The 16,926-nt window shown below is 60.9% G+C and carries 15 protein-coding genes; 12 read left to right on the top strand and 3 right to left on the bottom strand.

Features of this window, described 5'->3' with window-relative positions; genetic code table 11:
- Window positions 1-8: 8 nt before the first annotated feature.
- The 5 genes from HGP16_RS19740 (at window position 9) to HGP16_RS19720 (ending at window position 5,476) form a co-directional block, all read left to right on the top strand.
- Complete coding sequence (locus HGP16_RS19740; protein ID WP_168841710.1) at window positions 9-932, top strand: glyoxylate/hydroxypyruvate reductase A; 924 nt, start codon at window positions 9-11, stop codon at window positions 930-932.
- Window positions 933-954: 22 nt separating this feature from the next.
- Window positions 955-1,311, top strand: a complete 357-nt coding sequence (locus tag HGP16_RS19735; protein WP_168841709.1) for a cupin domain-containing protein — start codon at window positions 955-957, stop codon at window positions 1,309-1,311.
- A gap of 170 nt (window positions 1,312-1,481) precedes the next feature.
- Complete coding sequence (locus HGP16_RS19730) at window positions 1,482-2,945, top strand: aldehyde dehydrogenase family protein (RefSeq protein ID WP_168841708.1); 1,464 nt, start codon at window positions 1,482-1,484, stop codon at window positions 2,943-2,945.
- An 11-nt stretch (window positions 2,946-2,956) separates the two neighbouring features.
- Window positions 2,957-3,997 (top strand): tartrate dehydrogenase, encoded by a 1,041-nt coding sequence (locus tag HGP16_RS19725; RefSeq protein ID WP_168841707.1) that lies wholly within the window; start codon window positions 2,957-2,959, stop codon window positions 3,995-3,997.
- 21 nt (window positions 3,998-4,018) lie between these two features.
- Complete coding sequence (locus HGP16_RS19720; protein WP_168841706.1) at window positions 4,019-5,476, top strand: NAD-dependent succinate-semialdehyde dehydrogenase; 1,458 nt, start codon at window positions 4,019-4,021, stop codon at window positions 5,474-5,476.
- Between the two features lie 89 nt (window positions 5,477-5,565).
- Here the strand turns inward: HGP16_RS19720 and HGP16_RS19715 are convergent, their stop codons facing one another.
- Window positions 5,566-6,840, bottom strand: a complete 1,275-nt coding sequence (locus tag HGP16_RS19715; protein WP_168841705.1) for an NAD(P)/FAD-dependent oxidoreductase — start codon at window positions 6,838-6,840, stop codon at window positions 5,566-5,568.
- Between the two features lie 14 nt (window positions 6,841-6,854).
- Complete coding sequence (locus HGP16_RS19710) at window positions 6,855-7,523, bottom strand: haloacid dehalogenase type II (RefSeq protein WP_168841704.1); 669 nt, start codon at window positions 7,521-7,523, stop codon at window positions 6,855-6,857.
- A 325-nt stretch (window positions 7,524-7,848) separates the two neighbouring features.
- Between HGP16_RS19710 and HGP16_RS19705 the strand changes: the two genes are divergently transcribed.
- From HGP16_RS19705 to HGP16_RS19675, 7 genes are all read left to right on the top strand, one after another.
- Window positions 7,849-8,688 carry a GNAT family N-acetyltransferase gene (locus HGP16_RS19705; protein WP_168841703.1) on the top strand — a complete coding sequence of 280 codons (840 nt, stop codon included), beginning with the start codon at window positions 7,849-7,851 and terminating at the stop codon, window positions 8,686-8,688.
- 13 nt (window positions 8,689-8,701) lie between these two features.
- Window positions 8,702-10,078, top strand: coding sequence for an aspartate aminotransferase family protein (locus HGP16_RS19700; RefSeq protein WP_168841702.1), 1,377 nt, complete (start codon window positions 8,702-8,704; stop codon window positions 10,076-10,078).
- 230 nt (window positions 10,079-10,308) lie between these two features.
- The gene (locus tag HGP16_RS19695; RefSeq protein WP_168841701.1) at window positions 10,309-11,025 is read left to right on the top strand and encodes an HAD-IA family hydrolase; all 717 of its coding nucleotides are present in this window, start codon (window positions 10,309-10,311) and stop codon (window positions 11,023-11,025) included.
- Window positions 11,026-11,088: 63 nt separating this feature from the next.
- Complete coding sequence (locus tag HGP16_RS19690) at window positions 11,089-12,699, top strand: ABC transporter substrate-binding protein (RefSeq protein WP_168841700.1); 1,611 nt, start codon at window positions 11,089-11,091, stop codon at window positions 12,697-12,699.
- Between the two features lie 94 nt (window positions 12,700-12,793).
- Window positions 12,794-13,744 carry an ABC transporter permease gene (locus tag HGP16_RS19685; RefSeq protein ID WP_168841699.1) on the top strand — a complete coding sequence of 317 codons (951 nt, stop codon included), beginning with the start codon at window positions 12,794-12,796 and terminating at the stop codon, window positions 13,742-13,744.
- Window positions 13,741-14,592 carry an ABC transporter permease gene (locus HGP16_RS19680; protein ID WP_168841698.1) on the top strand — a complete coding sequence of 284 codons (852 nt, stop codon included), beginning with the start codon at window positions 13,741-13,743 and terminating at the stop codon, window positions 14,590-14,592. The genes HGP16_RS19685 and HGP16_RS19680 overlap by 4 nt, the downstream gene beginning before the upstream one ends.
- Before the next feature lie 2 nt (window positions 14,593-14,594).
- Window positions 14,595-16,250 carry an ABC transporter ATP-binding protein gene (locus HGP16_RS19675; RefSeq protein ID WP_168841697.1) on the top strand — a complete coding sequence of 552 codons (1,656 nt, stop codon included), beginning with the start codon at window positions 14,595-14,597 and terminating at the stop codon, window positions 16,248-16,250.
- A 23-nt stretch (window positions 16,251-16,273) separates the two neighbouring features.
- On the opposite strand, the gene HGP16_RS19670 is transcribed toward HGP16_RS19675, so the two are convergent.
- Complete coding sequence (locus HGP16_RS19670; protein WP_007536030.1) at window positions 16,274-16,750, bottom strand: Lrp/AsnC family transcriptional regulator; 477 nt, start codon at window positions 16,748-16,750, stop codon at window positions 16,274-16,276.
- Between the last annotated feature and the right edge of the window lie 176 nt (window positions 16,751-16,926).

Genomic DNA, 16,926 nt, shown 5'->3' with positions numbered 1-16,926 from the left:
AACAGCCCATGACGTTCCTTTTCAATTCGGATGCCCGCCGCGGCCATATCTTTCAGCAAGCCTTCGCCCGCGAGCTGCCGGATATCTCCTTTTCCATGGATCCGCTGTCGGTCGACCCGGATGCCGTGCGCTATCTGATCACCTGGACGATTCCGGACGATTTGCCGCGCTACCGTAATCTCGAAGTACTGTTTTCCATTGGCGCCGGCATCGACCAATTCGACACGGCGCATGTTCCGGCTCACGTAAAAGTCGTCCGGATGGTCGAAGACGGCATCACCCGCATGATGCAGGAATATGTGACGCTTGGCGCCCTCTCTCTCCACCGCAATCTGCCGGCCTATCTCAGCCAGCAACGGCGTCAGGTCTGGAACGCCTTGCCACAAGTTCAGGCAACGGAGCGCCGCATCGGCGTGCTGGGGCTCGGGAACCTTGGACAGGCCGTCCTCGAAAGGCTGAAGCCGTTCGGCTTTTTGCTTTCCGGCTGGAGCCGCAGTCAACACGAGCTGGAAGGCGTTGCCTGTTTTGCCGGCGAAGCAGGACTTCATGCCATGCTTTCCGCGACCGACATCCTGATCTGCCTGCTGCCGCTGACCGACGAGACGCGCGGTTTTCTCAACGCCGACCTCTTTGAGAAACTGCCACAGGGTGCGGGTCTCGTGCATGTCGGCCGTGGACCGCAGCTCGTTTCCGAAGATCTCCTGGCAGCGCTCGACAGTGGCCGGCTTGCCGGCTCCGTGATCGATGTTGCCGATCCCGAACCGCTGCCCGCCGCTCATCCATTCTGGAACCACGAACGCATCCTGCTGACACCGCATATCGCCAGCGTCACCCAGCCCCATAGCGCTGCGCGCGCCGTCATCGACAATATCAAGAGGATAAGGGCGGGCGTGGACCCGCTCGGCCTCGTCGACCGCCGCCGCGGCTATTGACCTCAAGCCCAAAAGGATTCGCATGTCCCTCCTCAAGACGATTGACCCTAATCCCTCTTTCGCACCGCGTGAAAACGTTGTCGCTCCCGAGCGGCTGATCTCGGGCGATCCGAAGCTCAAGACCTGGGCACAGGACGTTGCCCGCAACGAGACGGTGCACACCGGCGTATGGGAGGCCACGCCCGGCGTGAGCCGTTCGATCAAGGGCGAAACCTTCGAATTCTGCCATATTCTTTCCGGCGTCGTCGAACTGACGCCGGAAGGCGGCGAGCCGGTCGTCTACAAGGCGGGTGACAGCTTCGTCATGAAGCCGGGCTTCGTCGGGATCTGGAAGACGATCGAAACCGTCCGGAAGATCTACGTGACCGTCACCCCTTGAGTTTCGCTCTGCGGCGCGGCTTCCAGGCACGCGCCGCATCCGATCTAGCCAAAGAATACACTGCCGCCCAGCCCCAAAACGGGTTTTTCCGCCGCGGCGGCCGACGCGATCGGATCAAGCTGCTTCGCCGATCCTATAGCATCTCGATAAATTGACCCGGAGGTATCATTATGGACCTGAGCTTCGATCCCGACAGCCTTTCGCTCCCCGTCGGACATTTCATCGGCGAGCATCTCAGTGCCGCAAGCGGTGTCATTCCGATGCATCGCCCCTCCGATGGCAGGGCCTATGCCGAATGCCCGGTCGCCGATGCCTCCGTCGTCGACCAGGCTGTCCAGACGGCCAAGGCCGCGCTGAAGGACAGCAATTGGGGCGGCGTCCGGCCGCGCGAGCGCCTGAATGTGCTGCACCGCTGGGCCGATCTCATCGAACAGGAAGCCGAAACGCTGGCCAGGCTCGAGGCTGTCGCTTCGACGCGGCCCGTTGGCCAGCTTGTCGATGGCGATATCGCGATTTCGGCAGAGCAGATCCGCTTCTTTGCCGAATTCGCCGACAAGGAAGGCAGCGACCTCGTGCCGACCGACGACGGCAATATCGGCATGATCATGACGGAGCCCTATGGCGTGGTCGGCGCCATCACGCCTTGGAATTTTCCGATCAACATGGCCGCCTGGAAACTTGGCCCGGCGCTGGCCGCGGGAAACGCTGTTGTCCTGAAGCCGTCAGAAATGACGCCGTTTTCATCCATCTATCTGGCAGAACTCGCCGTGCGTGCCGGCCTTCCCGCCGGCCTGATCAATGTCGTGCTGGGTGACGGCATGACGACCGGCCAGGCGATCACCGGCCATCCCGACATCGCCAAGATCAGCTTTACCGGCTCGACCCGGGCTGGATCGGCGATCATGGAGAACATCGCCCGCACGGGTGTAAAGCCGATGACGCTTGAGCTTGGCGGGAAGAGCCCCCAGATCGTCTTTGCCGATGCGGACCTCGACAAGGCCGCGGCGGCCATTACCGCCAGTATCATCGGCAATGCCGGCCAGGCCTGCGTCGCCGGATCGCGGCTCATCCTGGAGAAGAAGATCGCGGCCGAACTGACCGAGGCCATCCGGAACCGGATGAAGGGCGTTGTCCCAGGTCCCACCTGGGATGCCGCAAGCCGGTACTCCCCCATCATTTCGGAAAAACAGAGACAGCGCATCGATGCGATCGTCTCCGCCACTATCGAAGCCGGCGGAGAATGCCTTGCCGGCGGCACGCGCATGGACGCACCGGGCTATTTCTACGCCCCGACACTGATGGCCGGCATCGATCAAAATTCTCCTGCCATCATCGAGGAGATCTTCGGTCCCGTGCTGACGCTCCAGACATTCGAGGACGAAGAGGAAGCCCTGCAACTCGCCGACCATCCATGCTACGGGCTCGCGGCGGGCCTCTTCACCCGCGACCTCTCGCGCGCCATCCGGCTGACCCGTCGTCTGCAAGCCGGCACCGTCTGGGTCAATCGCTATAACCGTTCGCGTGACCACATCCTGCCGACCGGCGGCTACAAGCAATCCGGTATCGGCAAGGATCTCGGCCGTGAGGCATTTCAGGCCAATCGCAAAAGCAAGAGCGTTTTGATCAGTCTTTGAGGACAGCGAACATGAAAGCCTACAAGATCGCATTGATACCGGGTGACGGCATCGGCCGCGACATGACCGCCGCGGCCTGGTCGGTTCTGCAAAAGGCGGCGAGCACCCGCGGCTTTACGCTCGACGGCACGGAATTTCCCTGGTCCTGCGCCTTCTACAAGGAAACCGGCGCCATGATGCCCGCCGATGGTATCGCAACGCTGCGCGGCTTCGATGCCATTCTGCTTGGAGCCGTCGGCTGGCCGGCCGAAGTGCCGGATGCGGTATCCCTGCACGGGCTGCTGCTGCCGATCCGCAAGAACTTCGTGCAATATGCGAATATTCGCCCTCACCGCCTGCTGCCGGGCGTCCAGGGGCCGCTCAAGGCGTCGGCCTTCGATATTCTCTGCATCCGCGAAAACACCGAGGGCGAATATTCCGGCGCCGGCGGCCGCATTCATCAAGGCACGCTCGACGAAGTCGCGGTCGAGACGTCGATCTTCACCCGCAAAGGCGTCGAGCGCATCCTGCGTTTCGCCTTCGAGCAGGCAAGAACTCGCCGCGGCAAGCTCGCCTCGGTGACGAAATCCAACGCCCAGAAGCATTCGATGGTCTTCTGGGACGAAATCACCCGGCAGCTCGCGCCGGACTATCCGGATGTCGAGGTCACGAGCTATCACATCGATGCCATGGCTGCCCGCATGGTCATGGCACCGGAAACCCTCGACGTGGTTGTCGCATCCAACCTCTTCGGCGACATCCTCACGGATCTCGGCGCAGCAATCCAGGGCGGCCTCGGTTTCGCGGCATCAGCCAATATCAACCCCGAGCGGAGTGCTCCGTCGATGTTCGAACCCGTGCACGGGTCCGCGCCCGATATTGCGCATCTCGGCATCGCCAACCCGATCGCAACGGTATGGTCCGGCGCTATGATGCTTGAACATCTGGGCGAGCAGGATGCGGCAAATGCCATCATGGCGGCGATCGAAGCGACGACCGCAAGCGGCATCGGCACGGTTCCGGGCAAAGACCGGACCGATGCGATCACAACCGCACTGCTTGCCGCAATCTGAAGTCTCATCGAGGATCCGAACATGCAAAATCTGAAAGTGCCATCCCTGTTCCGCCAGCAGGCGCTGATCGGGGGCGACTGGCTTCCCGCTCGCTCGGGCAAGACCGTCGCCGTCATCGATCCGGCAACGCAGGCCATCATCGGAACGGTGCCGGATATGGGCGGCGACGAGACCCGGGCCGCAATCGAGGCCGCCGAGGCGGCCTATGGCCCCTGGAGGAAGCGCACGCATGCCGAGCGCGCGGCGCGGCTCGAAGCCTGGCATGATCTGATGCTCGAGCATATCGACGATCTCGCGCTGATCCTGACGATCGAACAGGGCAAGCCGCTTGACGAAGCCCGTGGTGAAATCCGCTATGGCGCCTCCTTCGTCAAATGGTTCGCGGAAGAAGCGCGCCGCGTCGGCGGCCAGACCATTCCCTCGCCGACGCCCGACCGGCGCATTCTCGTGCTGAAGGAACCGGTCGGCGTTTGCGGCATCATCACGCCCTGGAATTTCCCGAATGCGATGATCACGCGCAAGCTCGCGCCGGCGCTCGCGGCCGGCTGCACGGTCGTGGTGAAGCCTTCCGAATTCACCCCCTACTCGGCTCTGGCGCTCGGCGTGCTTGCAGAGATGGCTGGCATCCCGGCCGGCGTCATCAATATCGTCACCGGCATGCCGTCCGAGATCGGCGCCGAGATCCTCGCCAACGCGACCGTGCGCAAGATTTCCTTCACCGGCTCTACGCCCGTCGGCTCGCTGCTGATGCGCGGTGCGGCGGCCAGCATCAAGCGCCTTTCCCTCGAGCTCGGCGGCAATGCTCCGTTCATCGTCTTCGATGACGCGGATCTCGACCTTGCCGTGGAGGGAGCGATCGTCTCCAAATTCCGCAACGGCGGCCAGACCTGCGTCTGCGCCAACCGTATCCTGGTCCAGGCTGGCGTCTACGAGGCTTTTGCCAAGAGGCTCGCCGACCGCGTCGATGCCATGAAGGTCGGTCCGGGCACCGAAGCCGGCGTTGCGATCGGTCCGATGATCAACGAAGCGGCGATCGCCAAGATCAACCGCCATGTCGAAGACGCGCTTTCGAAGGGCGCGACGATCATCACAGCCAAGCGGGACCTACCGGCCGGCCCGCAATATACCGCGCCGATCGTCCTGACGGGGGCCACCGCCGCCATGCAGCTCGCCGCCGAGGAGACCTTCGGACCGGTCGCGCCGCTCTTCCGCTTCGAGACGGAAGACGAGGCAATCACTATTGCCAATGGTACGCCCTACGGACTTGCGGCCTATTTCTATACCGAAAGCCTGAAGCGCGCATGGCGGGTGGGCGAAGCCCTTGAATTCGGCATGGTCGGGCTCAATACCGGCTTGATCTCCACGGAGGTCGCGCCGTTTGGCGGCGTCAAGCAATCGGGCCTCGGACGCGAAGGCTCGCAGCTCGGCATCGAGGAATATCTGGAAACAAAGGCCTTCCACATTGGTGGCCTCAGCTGAGCTCCGGCATGTGGGATTGAAAAGGGGGCGCAAGTGCGGCCCCTCTCTTTTGCGCTGATGATTTCGTCAAAACCCGCCACCGGCTGATATCACTGAAATTTGTCGAGCGTTTTGTAATACAAGCCGACCAGGGGCAGGAACCACGGCTTACCGAAATGGCCGGGAACAGCCGGCCAATCGAGCCCCTTGAGCGGATTGCGGTCCGGCCTTCCCAGCATCGCATCGGCAATCGTCATGCCGAGATGCGTGGAAAGCTGCGCGCCATGACCTGAATAGCCCATGGCGTACCAGATGCCGTCATGATAGCCGGCGCGCGGATAGCGGTCCTTGGTGATGTCGACGAGACCGCCCCAGCAATAGTCGATCTCAACCCCGGTGAGCTGAGGAAATATGCAGGCGAGGCTCTCGCGCAATATCGCACCGCTCCTGGCATCGGAACGCTGGTCCGACGTTGCGGAGAACCGGGCGCGCCCACCGAAAATCAGCCGGTTGTCGGGTGACAGGCGCCAGTAGTTGCCGATGTTCATCGTGTTCACGCAGGTGCGGTTGCCGGGCATTGCCGAGGCCACTTCCGCGTCCGTCAAGGGCCGGGTCGCGACGATGAAACTGCCGACCGCCATGATACGACGGCGGAAGTAACTGAAATTGGCCATCGTATAGGCCCCGGTCGCGATCAAGACCTGGTCCGCCGTGACGGTGCCCTTGGTGGTCTTGAGGACGTGCCTGCCGCCTGATTGGCTGCGTTCCGTCAGGACAGCGCCTTCCATGATGACCGCACCGCGGCGCCTGGCGGCCTCGGCCAGTCCGGCGACATAGCGCCCCATATGCATCATGGCGCTTTTCTTCGAAAGCATCGCGCCATGGAACGGCGAACCGATCTCGTCCTTGAGATCGGTCGCTGAAAGCAGCGCGGTGTCGGGATCGACCTCGGCATGCACTGCTTCGAAATTCCTGGCCAGGCCTTCGAAATGCTGCGGCTTGGAGGCAAGCTTCAGCTTGCCCGCACGACGGAAATTGCAGTCGATCCCTTCTTCCGCGATAATCGCTTCGAGCGTGTCGATCGACGCATCGAATGCGCGATAGAGCGCGATCGCCCGCTCCTTGCCCAATTGCGCCTTTGCCGCAATGTAACTATGCGCCAGACCATTGTTCAGGTGGCCGCCATTGCGCCCGGACGCGCCGAAGCCGACGGTCTCGGCCTCCAGAACAAGAACCTTCGCACCCGCGATGGCGAGCTGGCGAGCAGCACCGAGCCCGGTGAAGCCGCCACCCACGACGACGACATCATAGTGTCCCTCGACGGGACCGATAGCCGCCCCGGTAAAGCGGGGCGCCGTATCGTGCCAATAAGAGGAATATTTCATCTGGTCGCCCTTTCTCAGAGCCCCACCACGCCCGGCAGGCCGGAAATGTCGGCGATTTCGACATAGCCATAATAGGGATTGGCCGGCTCGTGACCACGGTTGACCCAGACCTTGTTCTTGATGCCGAGATCGTGAGCCGACATGAGGTCATAGCGGAAGGAGGACGAGCAATGCAGAATATCTTCCGGGCCGCAGCCCAGCATGTCGAACATGTATTCGAAGGCCTGGAAGCGCGGTTTATAGGCATTGGCCTGCTCCGCCGTATAGACGGCGTGGAAGGGCGCCCCGAGCTTTGCGACATTTGACATGATCTGGCTATTCATCGCGTTCGAGAGGATGACGAGCGGAATATCCTTCGCGACCTTGGCGAGACCAGCCGGAACCTCGGCATGCGGACCCCAGGTGGGTACGCGCTCATAAACCATCCTGGCGTCTTCCTCCTTGAAGGCGACGCCGCTGCGCTTGCAGGTCCGCTCGAGCGAATTGTGCACCACGTCCGCATAAGGCTTCCAGTCGCCCATGATCTCGTCGAGCCGGTAAGCGGCAAAGTTGTTGATGAACTGCAGCATGGCCTGTTCATTCAGACGATCGCCATAGAGATCGCGGGCAGCTTCCGCCATCTGGAAATTGATCAGCGTTCCGTGGCAATCGAAGGTGATATATTTCGGGCGGAAGGTGGTCATGCGCTTCGTCCTTGCGTGCTGCCCCTCGAGGCGATTGGTGGATACCAAGATAATAGGATTGCTTTCGGCATTGGAGCCCACTGATTTTGCAAGGTTCGGAGCAGAAAGTTTCGTATAGCGGCGCTTGTTTGGCATTTGCTTGCAGGGACGACCGACAAAGGCGCCTTTCGCGGTCACTCTCGGGACCGCCATTAGCGAGGGTAACGGCATAAGATGCGGCAAGGGTGAGCAGCTACGGCGAAAGATACCGTCAAGGACATCGCCTTCAGATAATCTTCCGGCACCGACGCTCCGACACTTGGACAAAAGAAATACGAGGAGCGTCATGCAGGAGCGACAGATAGAAATCAGGCCTTTCGGTTCGGAACATTTGGATGCCGCGGTCCGCTTGTCGCAGGAGGCCGGCTGGCCTCATCGCCCGGATGACTGGAAAGTCGCCCTGGACCTCAGCAAAGGTGTCGTTGCCATTGGGGCTGACGATGACGTCGTCGGGACCACGCTCCTGACACCCTACGGAACCGACTGCGCTACGATCAATATGGTGATCGTCGCTGCGAGCATGCGCGGACGCGGGCTGGGGCGACGCCTCATGGAGGCCGCCTTGGCTCTCGCGGACGACCGCCCCTTGCGCCTCATCGCGACCGCCGATGGTCTGCCCCTCTATGAAAAGCTGGGGTTCCGCCAGACTGGTGCCGTCGTTCAACACCAAGGTCCTGTTACGGCAATTGCGAAACCGCGAAACACCGAAGCGGCGACCAAGGCCGATATCCTGGCAATTACAGCGCTCGACCGCGAGGCTTTCGGCGCCGATCGTTCCGCTCTCATTGCGCGGTTTGCCGATCTGGGTGAATTCGCGATCATCCGCCGCAACGGCAAAGTCGCCGCCTTCGCCTGCCTTCGTCCCTTCGGCAGAGGCGAGGTCGTGGGGCCGGTCGTCGCACCAAATGTCGAAGACGCGAAATCGCTCCTGTCCCACTTCATGAGCCGGAAAACCGGCGCGTTCCTGCGCGTCGACACCGGCGCGGAAACTGGTCTTGGACCATGGCTGGCCAGCCATTCGCTTGTCCATGTCGGTGGCGGCATCACCATGGCGAACCCCGTTATCAAGCGCAGCAATTCCTCGACCGTCACCACTTTCGCCCTCGCCAATCAGGCGCTCGGCTGATCCGGAGAAGACCATGTACAGCAATTCCCTCATCGAGCTCGATCGCGCCCATCTGGTCCATCCGGTAGCCTCCTATCGCGGCCATGAGCAGCAAGGCGTGCGGGTGCTTTCATCCGCCAAGGGAGCGACGATCACCGATGCTCAAGGCCGCCAGCTGGTGGATGGTTTCGCGGGTCTTTGGTGCGTCAACGCCGGCTACGGTCACGAAACGATCGTGGAGGCGGCGGCTCGCCAGATGCGCGAGCTTCCCTATGCGACAGCCTATTTCGGTCTTGGCTGCGAATCGGCCATCCGCCTTGCCGCCGAGCTCGCCGAACGCGCGCCCGGCGACCTCAACCACATCTATTTCACACTGGGCGGCTCGGATGCTATCGACAGTACCGTCCGCTTCATCCGGTACTACTGGTATGCGCGCGGCCAACCGCAACGCGATCAGTTCATCTCGATCCAGCAGGGCTATCACGGCTCTTCGACGGTCGGTGCCGGGCTGACCGCCCTCCCCAACTTCCATGCCGGCTTCGGCGTTCCCCTCGACTGGCAGCACAAGATTCCGTCACCCTATCCCTATCGCAATCCCGTCGGGCAGGATGCGAACGCCATCATCCAGGCGTCTCTCGCCGCACTCAGGACGAAGGTCGACGCGATTGGAGCAAACCGCGTCGCCGCGTTCTACGCCGAACCGATCCAGGGCTCGGGCGGGGTGATCGTCCCGCCGAAGGGATGGATGAAGGCCATGCGGGGCCTCTGCAAGGAGCTCGACATTCTCTTCGTCGCCGACGAAGTGATCACAGGCTTCGGCCGGACAGGCCCGCTTTTCGCCTGCTCCGAAGACGAGATCGTTCCCGACTTCATCACCACGGCGAAAGGGCTCACCTCCGGCTACGTTCCAATGGGCGCCGTCTTCATGGCGGATCACGTCTATCAGGTCATTGCCGACGGAGCGGGAGCTTCCGCCGTGGGGCATGGCTACACCTATTCCGCCCATCCGGTCAGTGCCGCCGTCGGCCTGGAGGTATTGAAACTTTACGAAGGCGGACTGCTCGAAAACGGCAGAAAAGCCGGCGCGAGGCTGATGGCCGGCCTTGAAAGCCTGAGAGATCATCCCCTGGTGGGCGACGTCCGCGGCCGAGGCATGCTGGCTGCGATCGAGCTGGTCGTGGACAAGGCCGCAAAGACGCCGCTGCCCGTTGAGACCCAGCCGTCACGACGGATTTTCGACCGAGCCTGGGAAAACGGCCTGGTGGTCCGCGCCTTCAACAACGGCGTGCTGGGGTATGCTCCGCCGCTTTGCTGCACGGATGCCGATATCGACGCGATCATCGAACGAACGGAAAGAACGCTTGATCAGACACTCGAAGATCCCGACGTCCGTCGGGCGCTCAGGGACTGAACCCGCCAAGACCCGGGACCGATATACCGCGAGCAGGCGTTTTTCAGAATTTTGTGCCGCATCACTAGTCCGATTCGGCGCAAACGGCGCGGTCGAAGTGCCAAACTTGTCCTTAATGAAGGTCCATCCCGGCAAATTCGGGAACGTCAGAAAACAAGTGGGCCTGGGAACAGCATAACCTTCCGCAAGGCGGCCGCCCGGTGCCGCCAGCAAGCAGACTGGGGTAAGACATGACTAAGTCATTGGCAGAATTCAAATATATGAGCTTCGACGTTGTCGGAACGCTGATCGACTTCGAAGGCGGCCTGAAAGCCTGCTTCAACGAAATTGCAGCTGAGGCGAAGGTGACGATCGACGGTGAGGAGGCGCTCGCTCTCTATCGCGCCGCCCGCTACGCCGAGGATGCGGATCTGTTTCCCGATGATCTCGTGCGTGTCTATCTCGCCATCGCCCCGAAACTCGGTTTGCCGGCCGACGAGACCTATGGTGAGCGCCTGCGCGATTCCGCCAGACTATGGAAAGCCTTTCCCGACAGTGCCGAAGCTTTGGCGCAGCTTGCCCACAAATATCGGCTTATCGCCATGACGAACGCCCGCCGTTGGGCCTTCGAACATTTCTCGGCGGAACTTGGACATCCCTTTCACGCTGCCTTTACCGCCGACGACACCGGCACCGAAAAACCCGACCCGGCCTTCTTTCACAAGGTTTTCGACTTCGTGGCCGGCGAGAATGCCGGCAAGGACGACATTCTCCACGTAGCGCAGAGCCAGTACCACGATATCGGCGTATCCCGGCAATTGGGGATGACGAATTGCTGGATCCAGCGCCGGCACGCGCAGCGCGGATATGGCGGCACCATCGAACCGGCCGAATTCACCACGCCGGATTTCCACTTCAAATCCATGGCCGAACTCGCCGAAGCCGTGAGGGCGCTGCAGGCAGCCTGACCGGCCGTCACCATCGTCGCATCCAATAAAAAGCAGACTGCCAACCAGAAAAAGGGGAATGACATGAACGACAAGATCATGAACTGGACTGCCTCGGATGACGCAATGGTCGAGAATGCCATTCGTCGGGGCGCCACCCGCCGCGAACTTCTCACCATGCTTCTGGCGGGCGGCGTCGCCATGTCGGCGGGTGGCCTGGTGCTCGGCCGCGCGTCGAATGCCGTCGCGGCCACGCCCAAATCCGGCGGCCATCTGAAAGCGGCCGGCTGGTCGTCCTCGACCGCCGATACGCTCGATCCTGCCAAGGCCTCGCTGTCCACGGATTATGTGCGCTGCTGTTCCCTCTACAATCGCCTGACCCTCATCGATAAAGCCGGCGTGACGCAGATGGAGCTTGCCGAAAGCATCGAAAGCAAGGACGCCAAGACCTGGACGGTCAAGCTGCGCAAGGGCGTGACGTTCCATGACGGCAAGGAGCTGACGGCCGACGACGTCGTCTTCTCGCTCAAACGCCATCTCGACCCCGGCGTCGGCTCGAAAGTCGCCAAGATTGCCGCGCAGATGAGCGGCTTCAAGGCTGTCGACAAGTCGACGGTCGAGATCACCCTGGCCGACCCGAACGCCGACCTGCCGACCATTCTCGCCCTGCATCACTTCATGATCGTCGCCGACGGCACGACCGACTTCTCGAAAGGCAATGGCACCGGGGCGTTCGTTCTCAAAACCTTCGATCCGGGCAATCGCTCGGTCGTGGAGAAGAACAAGAACTACTGGAAATCCGGCCAGCCCTATCTCGATTCCTTTGAATTCTTTGCGATCAGCGACGACAATGCCCGCGTCAATGCACTGCTTTCGGGCGACATTCACTACGCCGCTTCGATCAATCCACGCGCCATGAAGCTGATCGACGGCCAGTCGGGCTTTACGCTGTCGAAAACGACCAGCGGCAATTATACCAATCTCAACATGCGCCTCGACATGACGCCGGGCAACAAGAAGGACTTCATCGATGGCATGAAGTCCCTGGTCAATCGCGAGCAGATCGTCAAGTCGGCCTTGCGCGGCCTTGGCGAAGTTGCCAATGATCAGCCCGTTTCCCCCGCCAACATCTATCATAACAACGATCTGAAGCCGAAGGCCTTCGATCCGGACAAGGCCAAGTTCCATTTCCAGAAGGCAGGCGTGCTCGGGCAATCCATTCCAGTGATAGCCTCGGACGCGGCAACCTCGTCGATCGACATGGCGATGATCATCCAGGCGGCCGGCGCCAACATCGGCATGAAGCTCGACGTCCAGCGCGTTCCCTCCGATGGCTATTGGGATAATTATTGGCTGAAGGCGCCGATCCATTTCGGCAATATCAATCCGCGCCCGACGCCCGACATCCTGTTTTCGCTTCTCTATGCTTCGAACGCACCGTGGAACGAGAGCCAGTACAAGTCGGAAAAATTCGACAAGATGCTTATCGAAGCCCGCGGCTTGCTGGATCAGGCCAAGCGCAAGCAGATCTACGCCGAAATGCAGGTGATGGTCGCTGAAGAAGCAGGGACCATCATCCCGGCCTATATTTCGAATGTGGACGCACTTTCGAGCAAGGTGAACGGATTGGAAGCCAACCCGCTCGGTGGCATGATGGGTTACGCAATGGCGGAGTATCTATGGCTCGATGCCTAGCGGCCGTTGAACCTCCCCGGACGGCGCAAAGCCGCCCGGGGACCTCCGCTCACGAACGCCGTTCGTTTCGTAGATCGCCGCAGGAGCATTGCCTTTGAGATCCGAGGTCTCCATTCTTGTCCTAAACCGGCTCTTCATCGCGGTCATCACCTTGCTGATCGTGTCGTTCGCCGTCTTTTTCGCAACCAGCATGCTGCCGGGAGACACGGCCTCCATCCTGCTCGGCCAGGCGGCGACGCCCGAAGCGGTTGCCGGCCTGCGCAAGGCAATGCATCTCGACGATCCTGCGATCCTGCGATTCCTGGAATGGCTGATGGGCCTGATGAAGGGCGACCTCGGCACCTCTTATGCAAACAATATGCCCGTTGCGGAGCTGATCGGACGCCGCCTGACGGCGACGCTGGAGCTTGCCGCCATCACGACGCTCGTCTCGGTCCCGCTTGCACTCCTGCTTGGCATTACTTCGGCCATGCTTCGCGGCTCCTATTACGATCGGGCCGTCACGATCATTTCCATCGGCGTCATATCAGTACCCGAATTCATGGTCGCGACGCTTGCCGTGCTGTTGTTCGCCGTTTATCTGCGCTGGCTACCGGCACTGTCTTCGATCAGCGAAGCACATAGCGTCTTCGACCTTCTGAAGATCTATGCCATGCCGGTCATTTCGCTGACCTTCGTCATATCGGCCCAGATGATCCGCATGACCCGGGCGGCGCTGATCGAGACGCTAAAGACACCCTACGTGGAAATGGCCCTGCTCAAGGGCGCCTCGCGCGGTCGCATGGTGTTCAAACACGCATTGCCCAATGCGCTCGGGCCGATCGTCAACGCGATCGCGCTTTCGCTCTCTTATCTCGTTGGCGGCGTAATCATCGTCGAGACCATCTTCAACTATCCGGGTATCGCCAAATTGATGGTGGACGCAGTCGCGACCCGCGATCTCCCGCTCATCCAGAGCTGCGCGATGATCTTTTGCCTTGGTTATCTCCTGCTGATCACCGCCGCCGATATCGTCGCAATCCTGTCAAACCCGAGGCTGCGATGACCACGAATAGCTTGCTTCGCCGCACCCCCTCCCTTCTTGGCTATAATGTCAGCCTCGTTGGCATCGTGGCCTTCGCCGTCATCCTTGGCTGGACGATCGTTGCATTGTTCGCACCCTATATGCTTCCGTATTCCGTCGGCGACATCGTCGATACGGACTATTTCGGCCCGATAAGCCGACAATTGTGGCTTGGTTCGGACTATCTCGGCCGTGACATGTTCTCGCGCGTGCTGATGGGCGCACGCTATACGGTCGGCATTTCATTGGCTGCGGTCGCGCTATGCTGCTTTTGCGGCGTGACGCTCGGCATGATTGCCGCGGTTATCGGTGGATGGTTCGACACGATCCTCAGCCGGTTTCTCGATGCCCTGAATTCCATTCCAAGCAAGCTTTTCGGCCTGGTCGTCGTTGCCGCCGTCGGCTCGTCCATTCCGGTGCTGATCATCACACTCGCGGTCATCTACACGCCCGGTGCCTATCGCTTTGCCCGTGCGCTTGCCGTCAACATCAACACGATGGACTTCATCACGGTTGCACGCACCCGCGGTGAGAGGGTCGGCTACATCATCGGCTCGGAAATTCTGCCGAACATTATTCGCCCTGTTCTGGCGGATTTCGGCCTGCGCTTCGTCTTTGTCGTGCTCCTGTTGTCCGGTCTTTCCTTTCTCGGCCTCGGCCTGCAGCCGCCCTATGCCGACTGGGGTGCGCTGGTTCGCGAAAATATCGGCGGACTGCCCTTCGCCGCCCCGGCCGTGCTCGTGCCCTCTTTTGCCATTGCCAGCCTCACCATCAGCGTCAACCTGCTGATCGACAACCTGCCGCGCAGGATCAGAGACAGGAACGCATGACGATGGCCAATCTCGTAGAAATCAACAATCTGAAGGTCGAGGCTACGACCGATTCCGGTCGCATTATCGAGATCATCAAGGGCGTCAGCTTCGATATTGCCAAAGGCGAGATCGTCGCGCTCATCGGCGAAAGCGGCTCGGGCAAGACGACGATCGCGCTGACGCTCATGGGGCATGCGCGGGAGGGCTGTCGCATCTCCGGCGGCGAGGTCCATGTCGATGGACAGGACATGGCTGCCCTTTCCGAAAGCGAACGCTCGAAGGTCCGCGGTACCACGGTCGCCTATATTCCGCAGAGCGCGGCGGCGGCCTTCAATCCGGCCACGAAGATCATCGAGCAGGTGATCGAGGTCACCCGCATTCACCGGCTGATGCCTCCCGACCAAGCGCGCCAGCGCGCCATCGAGCTCTTCCGGGCGCTGTCGCTGCCGGATCCGGAGACGATCGGCGAACGATATCCGCATCAGGTCTCCGGCGGCCAGTTGCAGCGCCTGGCGGCGGCCATGGCCCTGATCGGCGAGCCCAAGCTTGTCATTTTCGATGAGCCGACCACCGCACTCGACGTCACGACGCAGATCGATGTGCTGAAGGCGTTCAAATCCGTCATCCGTGCCGGCGACATTGCCGGCGTCTATGTTTCACACGATCTGGCGGTCGTGGCGCAGATCGCCGATCGTATCGCCGTACTCAAGGGCGGCGAAATCCAGGAACTGGCAGCGACGGACGCACTCCTTGCCCGGCCGAGCCACCCCTATACGCGCGAGCTGCTGGCCGCCGTCGAGCCGAAACAGGCCTTCCGTAGCAGCAGCGTGAACGGCTCGATAACGCCTGTGCTGAGAATCGACGGCCTGGTAGCGGGCTATGGCGATATCCAGGCCAACGGCCTGCCGGCGGTCTGCGCGGTTCAATCCGTGAGCCTGGAGGTGGAGAAGGGCAGAAATCTCGGCATTATCGGCGAATCCGGATGCGGAAAGTCGACGCTGGCGCGTGCAATCGCCGGCATATTGCCCGCCATATCAGGCAGCATCGGCTTCAATGGTAGCGAGATGAACCGCGCCGCGAAATTGCGCTCGCGCGATCAGCTGCGGGAGATGCAGATCGTCTTTCAATATGCCGACACGGCGCTCAATCCGGCAAAATCGATCGCCGATATTCTCGAGCGGCCTCTGGCCTTCTATCACGGGATGGACCGCAAGGCTCGGGAGGCAAGAGTCGACGAATTGCTCGACATGGTGCGACTGCCCCGCGCGCTTCGCTATCGCTATCCGTCGGAATTGTCAGGCGGACAGAAGCAGCGCGTGAATTTCGCCCGCGCGCTTGCCGCCGAGCCGCGCCTGATCATCTGCGATGAAATCACATCCGCTCTCGACACCGTCGTTGCGGCGGCGATCATCGACCTGCTCAAGGAACTGCAGCGTGAACTGCATTTGTCCTACATCTTCATCAGCCACGATCTGTCGGTGGTCGAGGCGATCTGCGACGAGATCGTCGTGATGTATGGCGGCAGAAAAGTCGAACAAATCACACGCGAAACCGCGAACGCGCCTCGCCACCCCTACTCCCAGCTGCTGTTCGGGTCTGTTCCGAAGCTCGATCCGACCTGGCTGGACAATCTTGTCCAGGATCCGGAACTCAAGCGTGAATATGGCCATGGCTAGCCGGACCCATCACCGGCGTGCCTCTACATGGGAAACAGGCTGGTCAACGGCATATGCGCCTTGACGATCGGCGACTTGAGCACCACGAAGCTGAAATACTTGTCGATGCCGATATCCATGTCGGTCAGGCGCTCCATGATCGTCTGATATTCTCCGATGCCGGCCGTTACGAACTTCAGCATATAATCGTAGCCACCTGAGACGAGATGGCATTCGACGACTTGATCGACCTTCTCCACCGCCGAGAGGAAACGCGCGAAGTCGATCTGCCGATGGTTCTTGAGTGTGACTTCCGTAAACACAGTGAGTGTCTGGCCTAGTTTTCCGATATTGATCTGGGCCGAATATCCCTCGATGTAGCCTTCCTGCTGCAGCTTCTTCACTCGCATCAGACAGGGGCTCGGCGACAGGTTGACCAGTTCCGCCAGTTCGACATTGGTGATGCGGCCGTTCTTCTGAAGTTCGTACAGGATCTTGATGTCGATGCGGTCGAGCTTCATCGCCAAATCTTTCCCACATGAGGCAGCATTTTATGCTGCGAATTTTCCAAGATCGAGCATAACACCATGGCCTATCTTGTCTATTTCATTCTGCATGAATCGGCCCGGCACAATAAGCCGCTTGGTTCGCCATGAGCAGAATCTTATGCCGCATGGCGCGGTTGTGCGGCAGCTTC

Source organism: Rhizobium sp. P40RR-XXII, assembly GCF_012641405.1.
In the GTDB taxonomy this organism is placed as follows: domain Bacteria; phylum Pseudomonadota; class Alphaproteobacteria; order Rhizobiales; family Rhizobiaceae; genus Rhizobium.
This window is presented reverse-complemented; position numbering and strand designations above follow the sequence as displayed.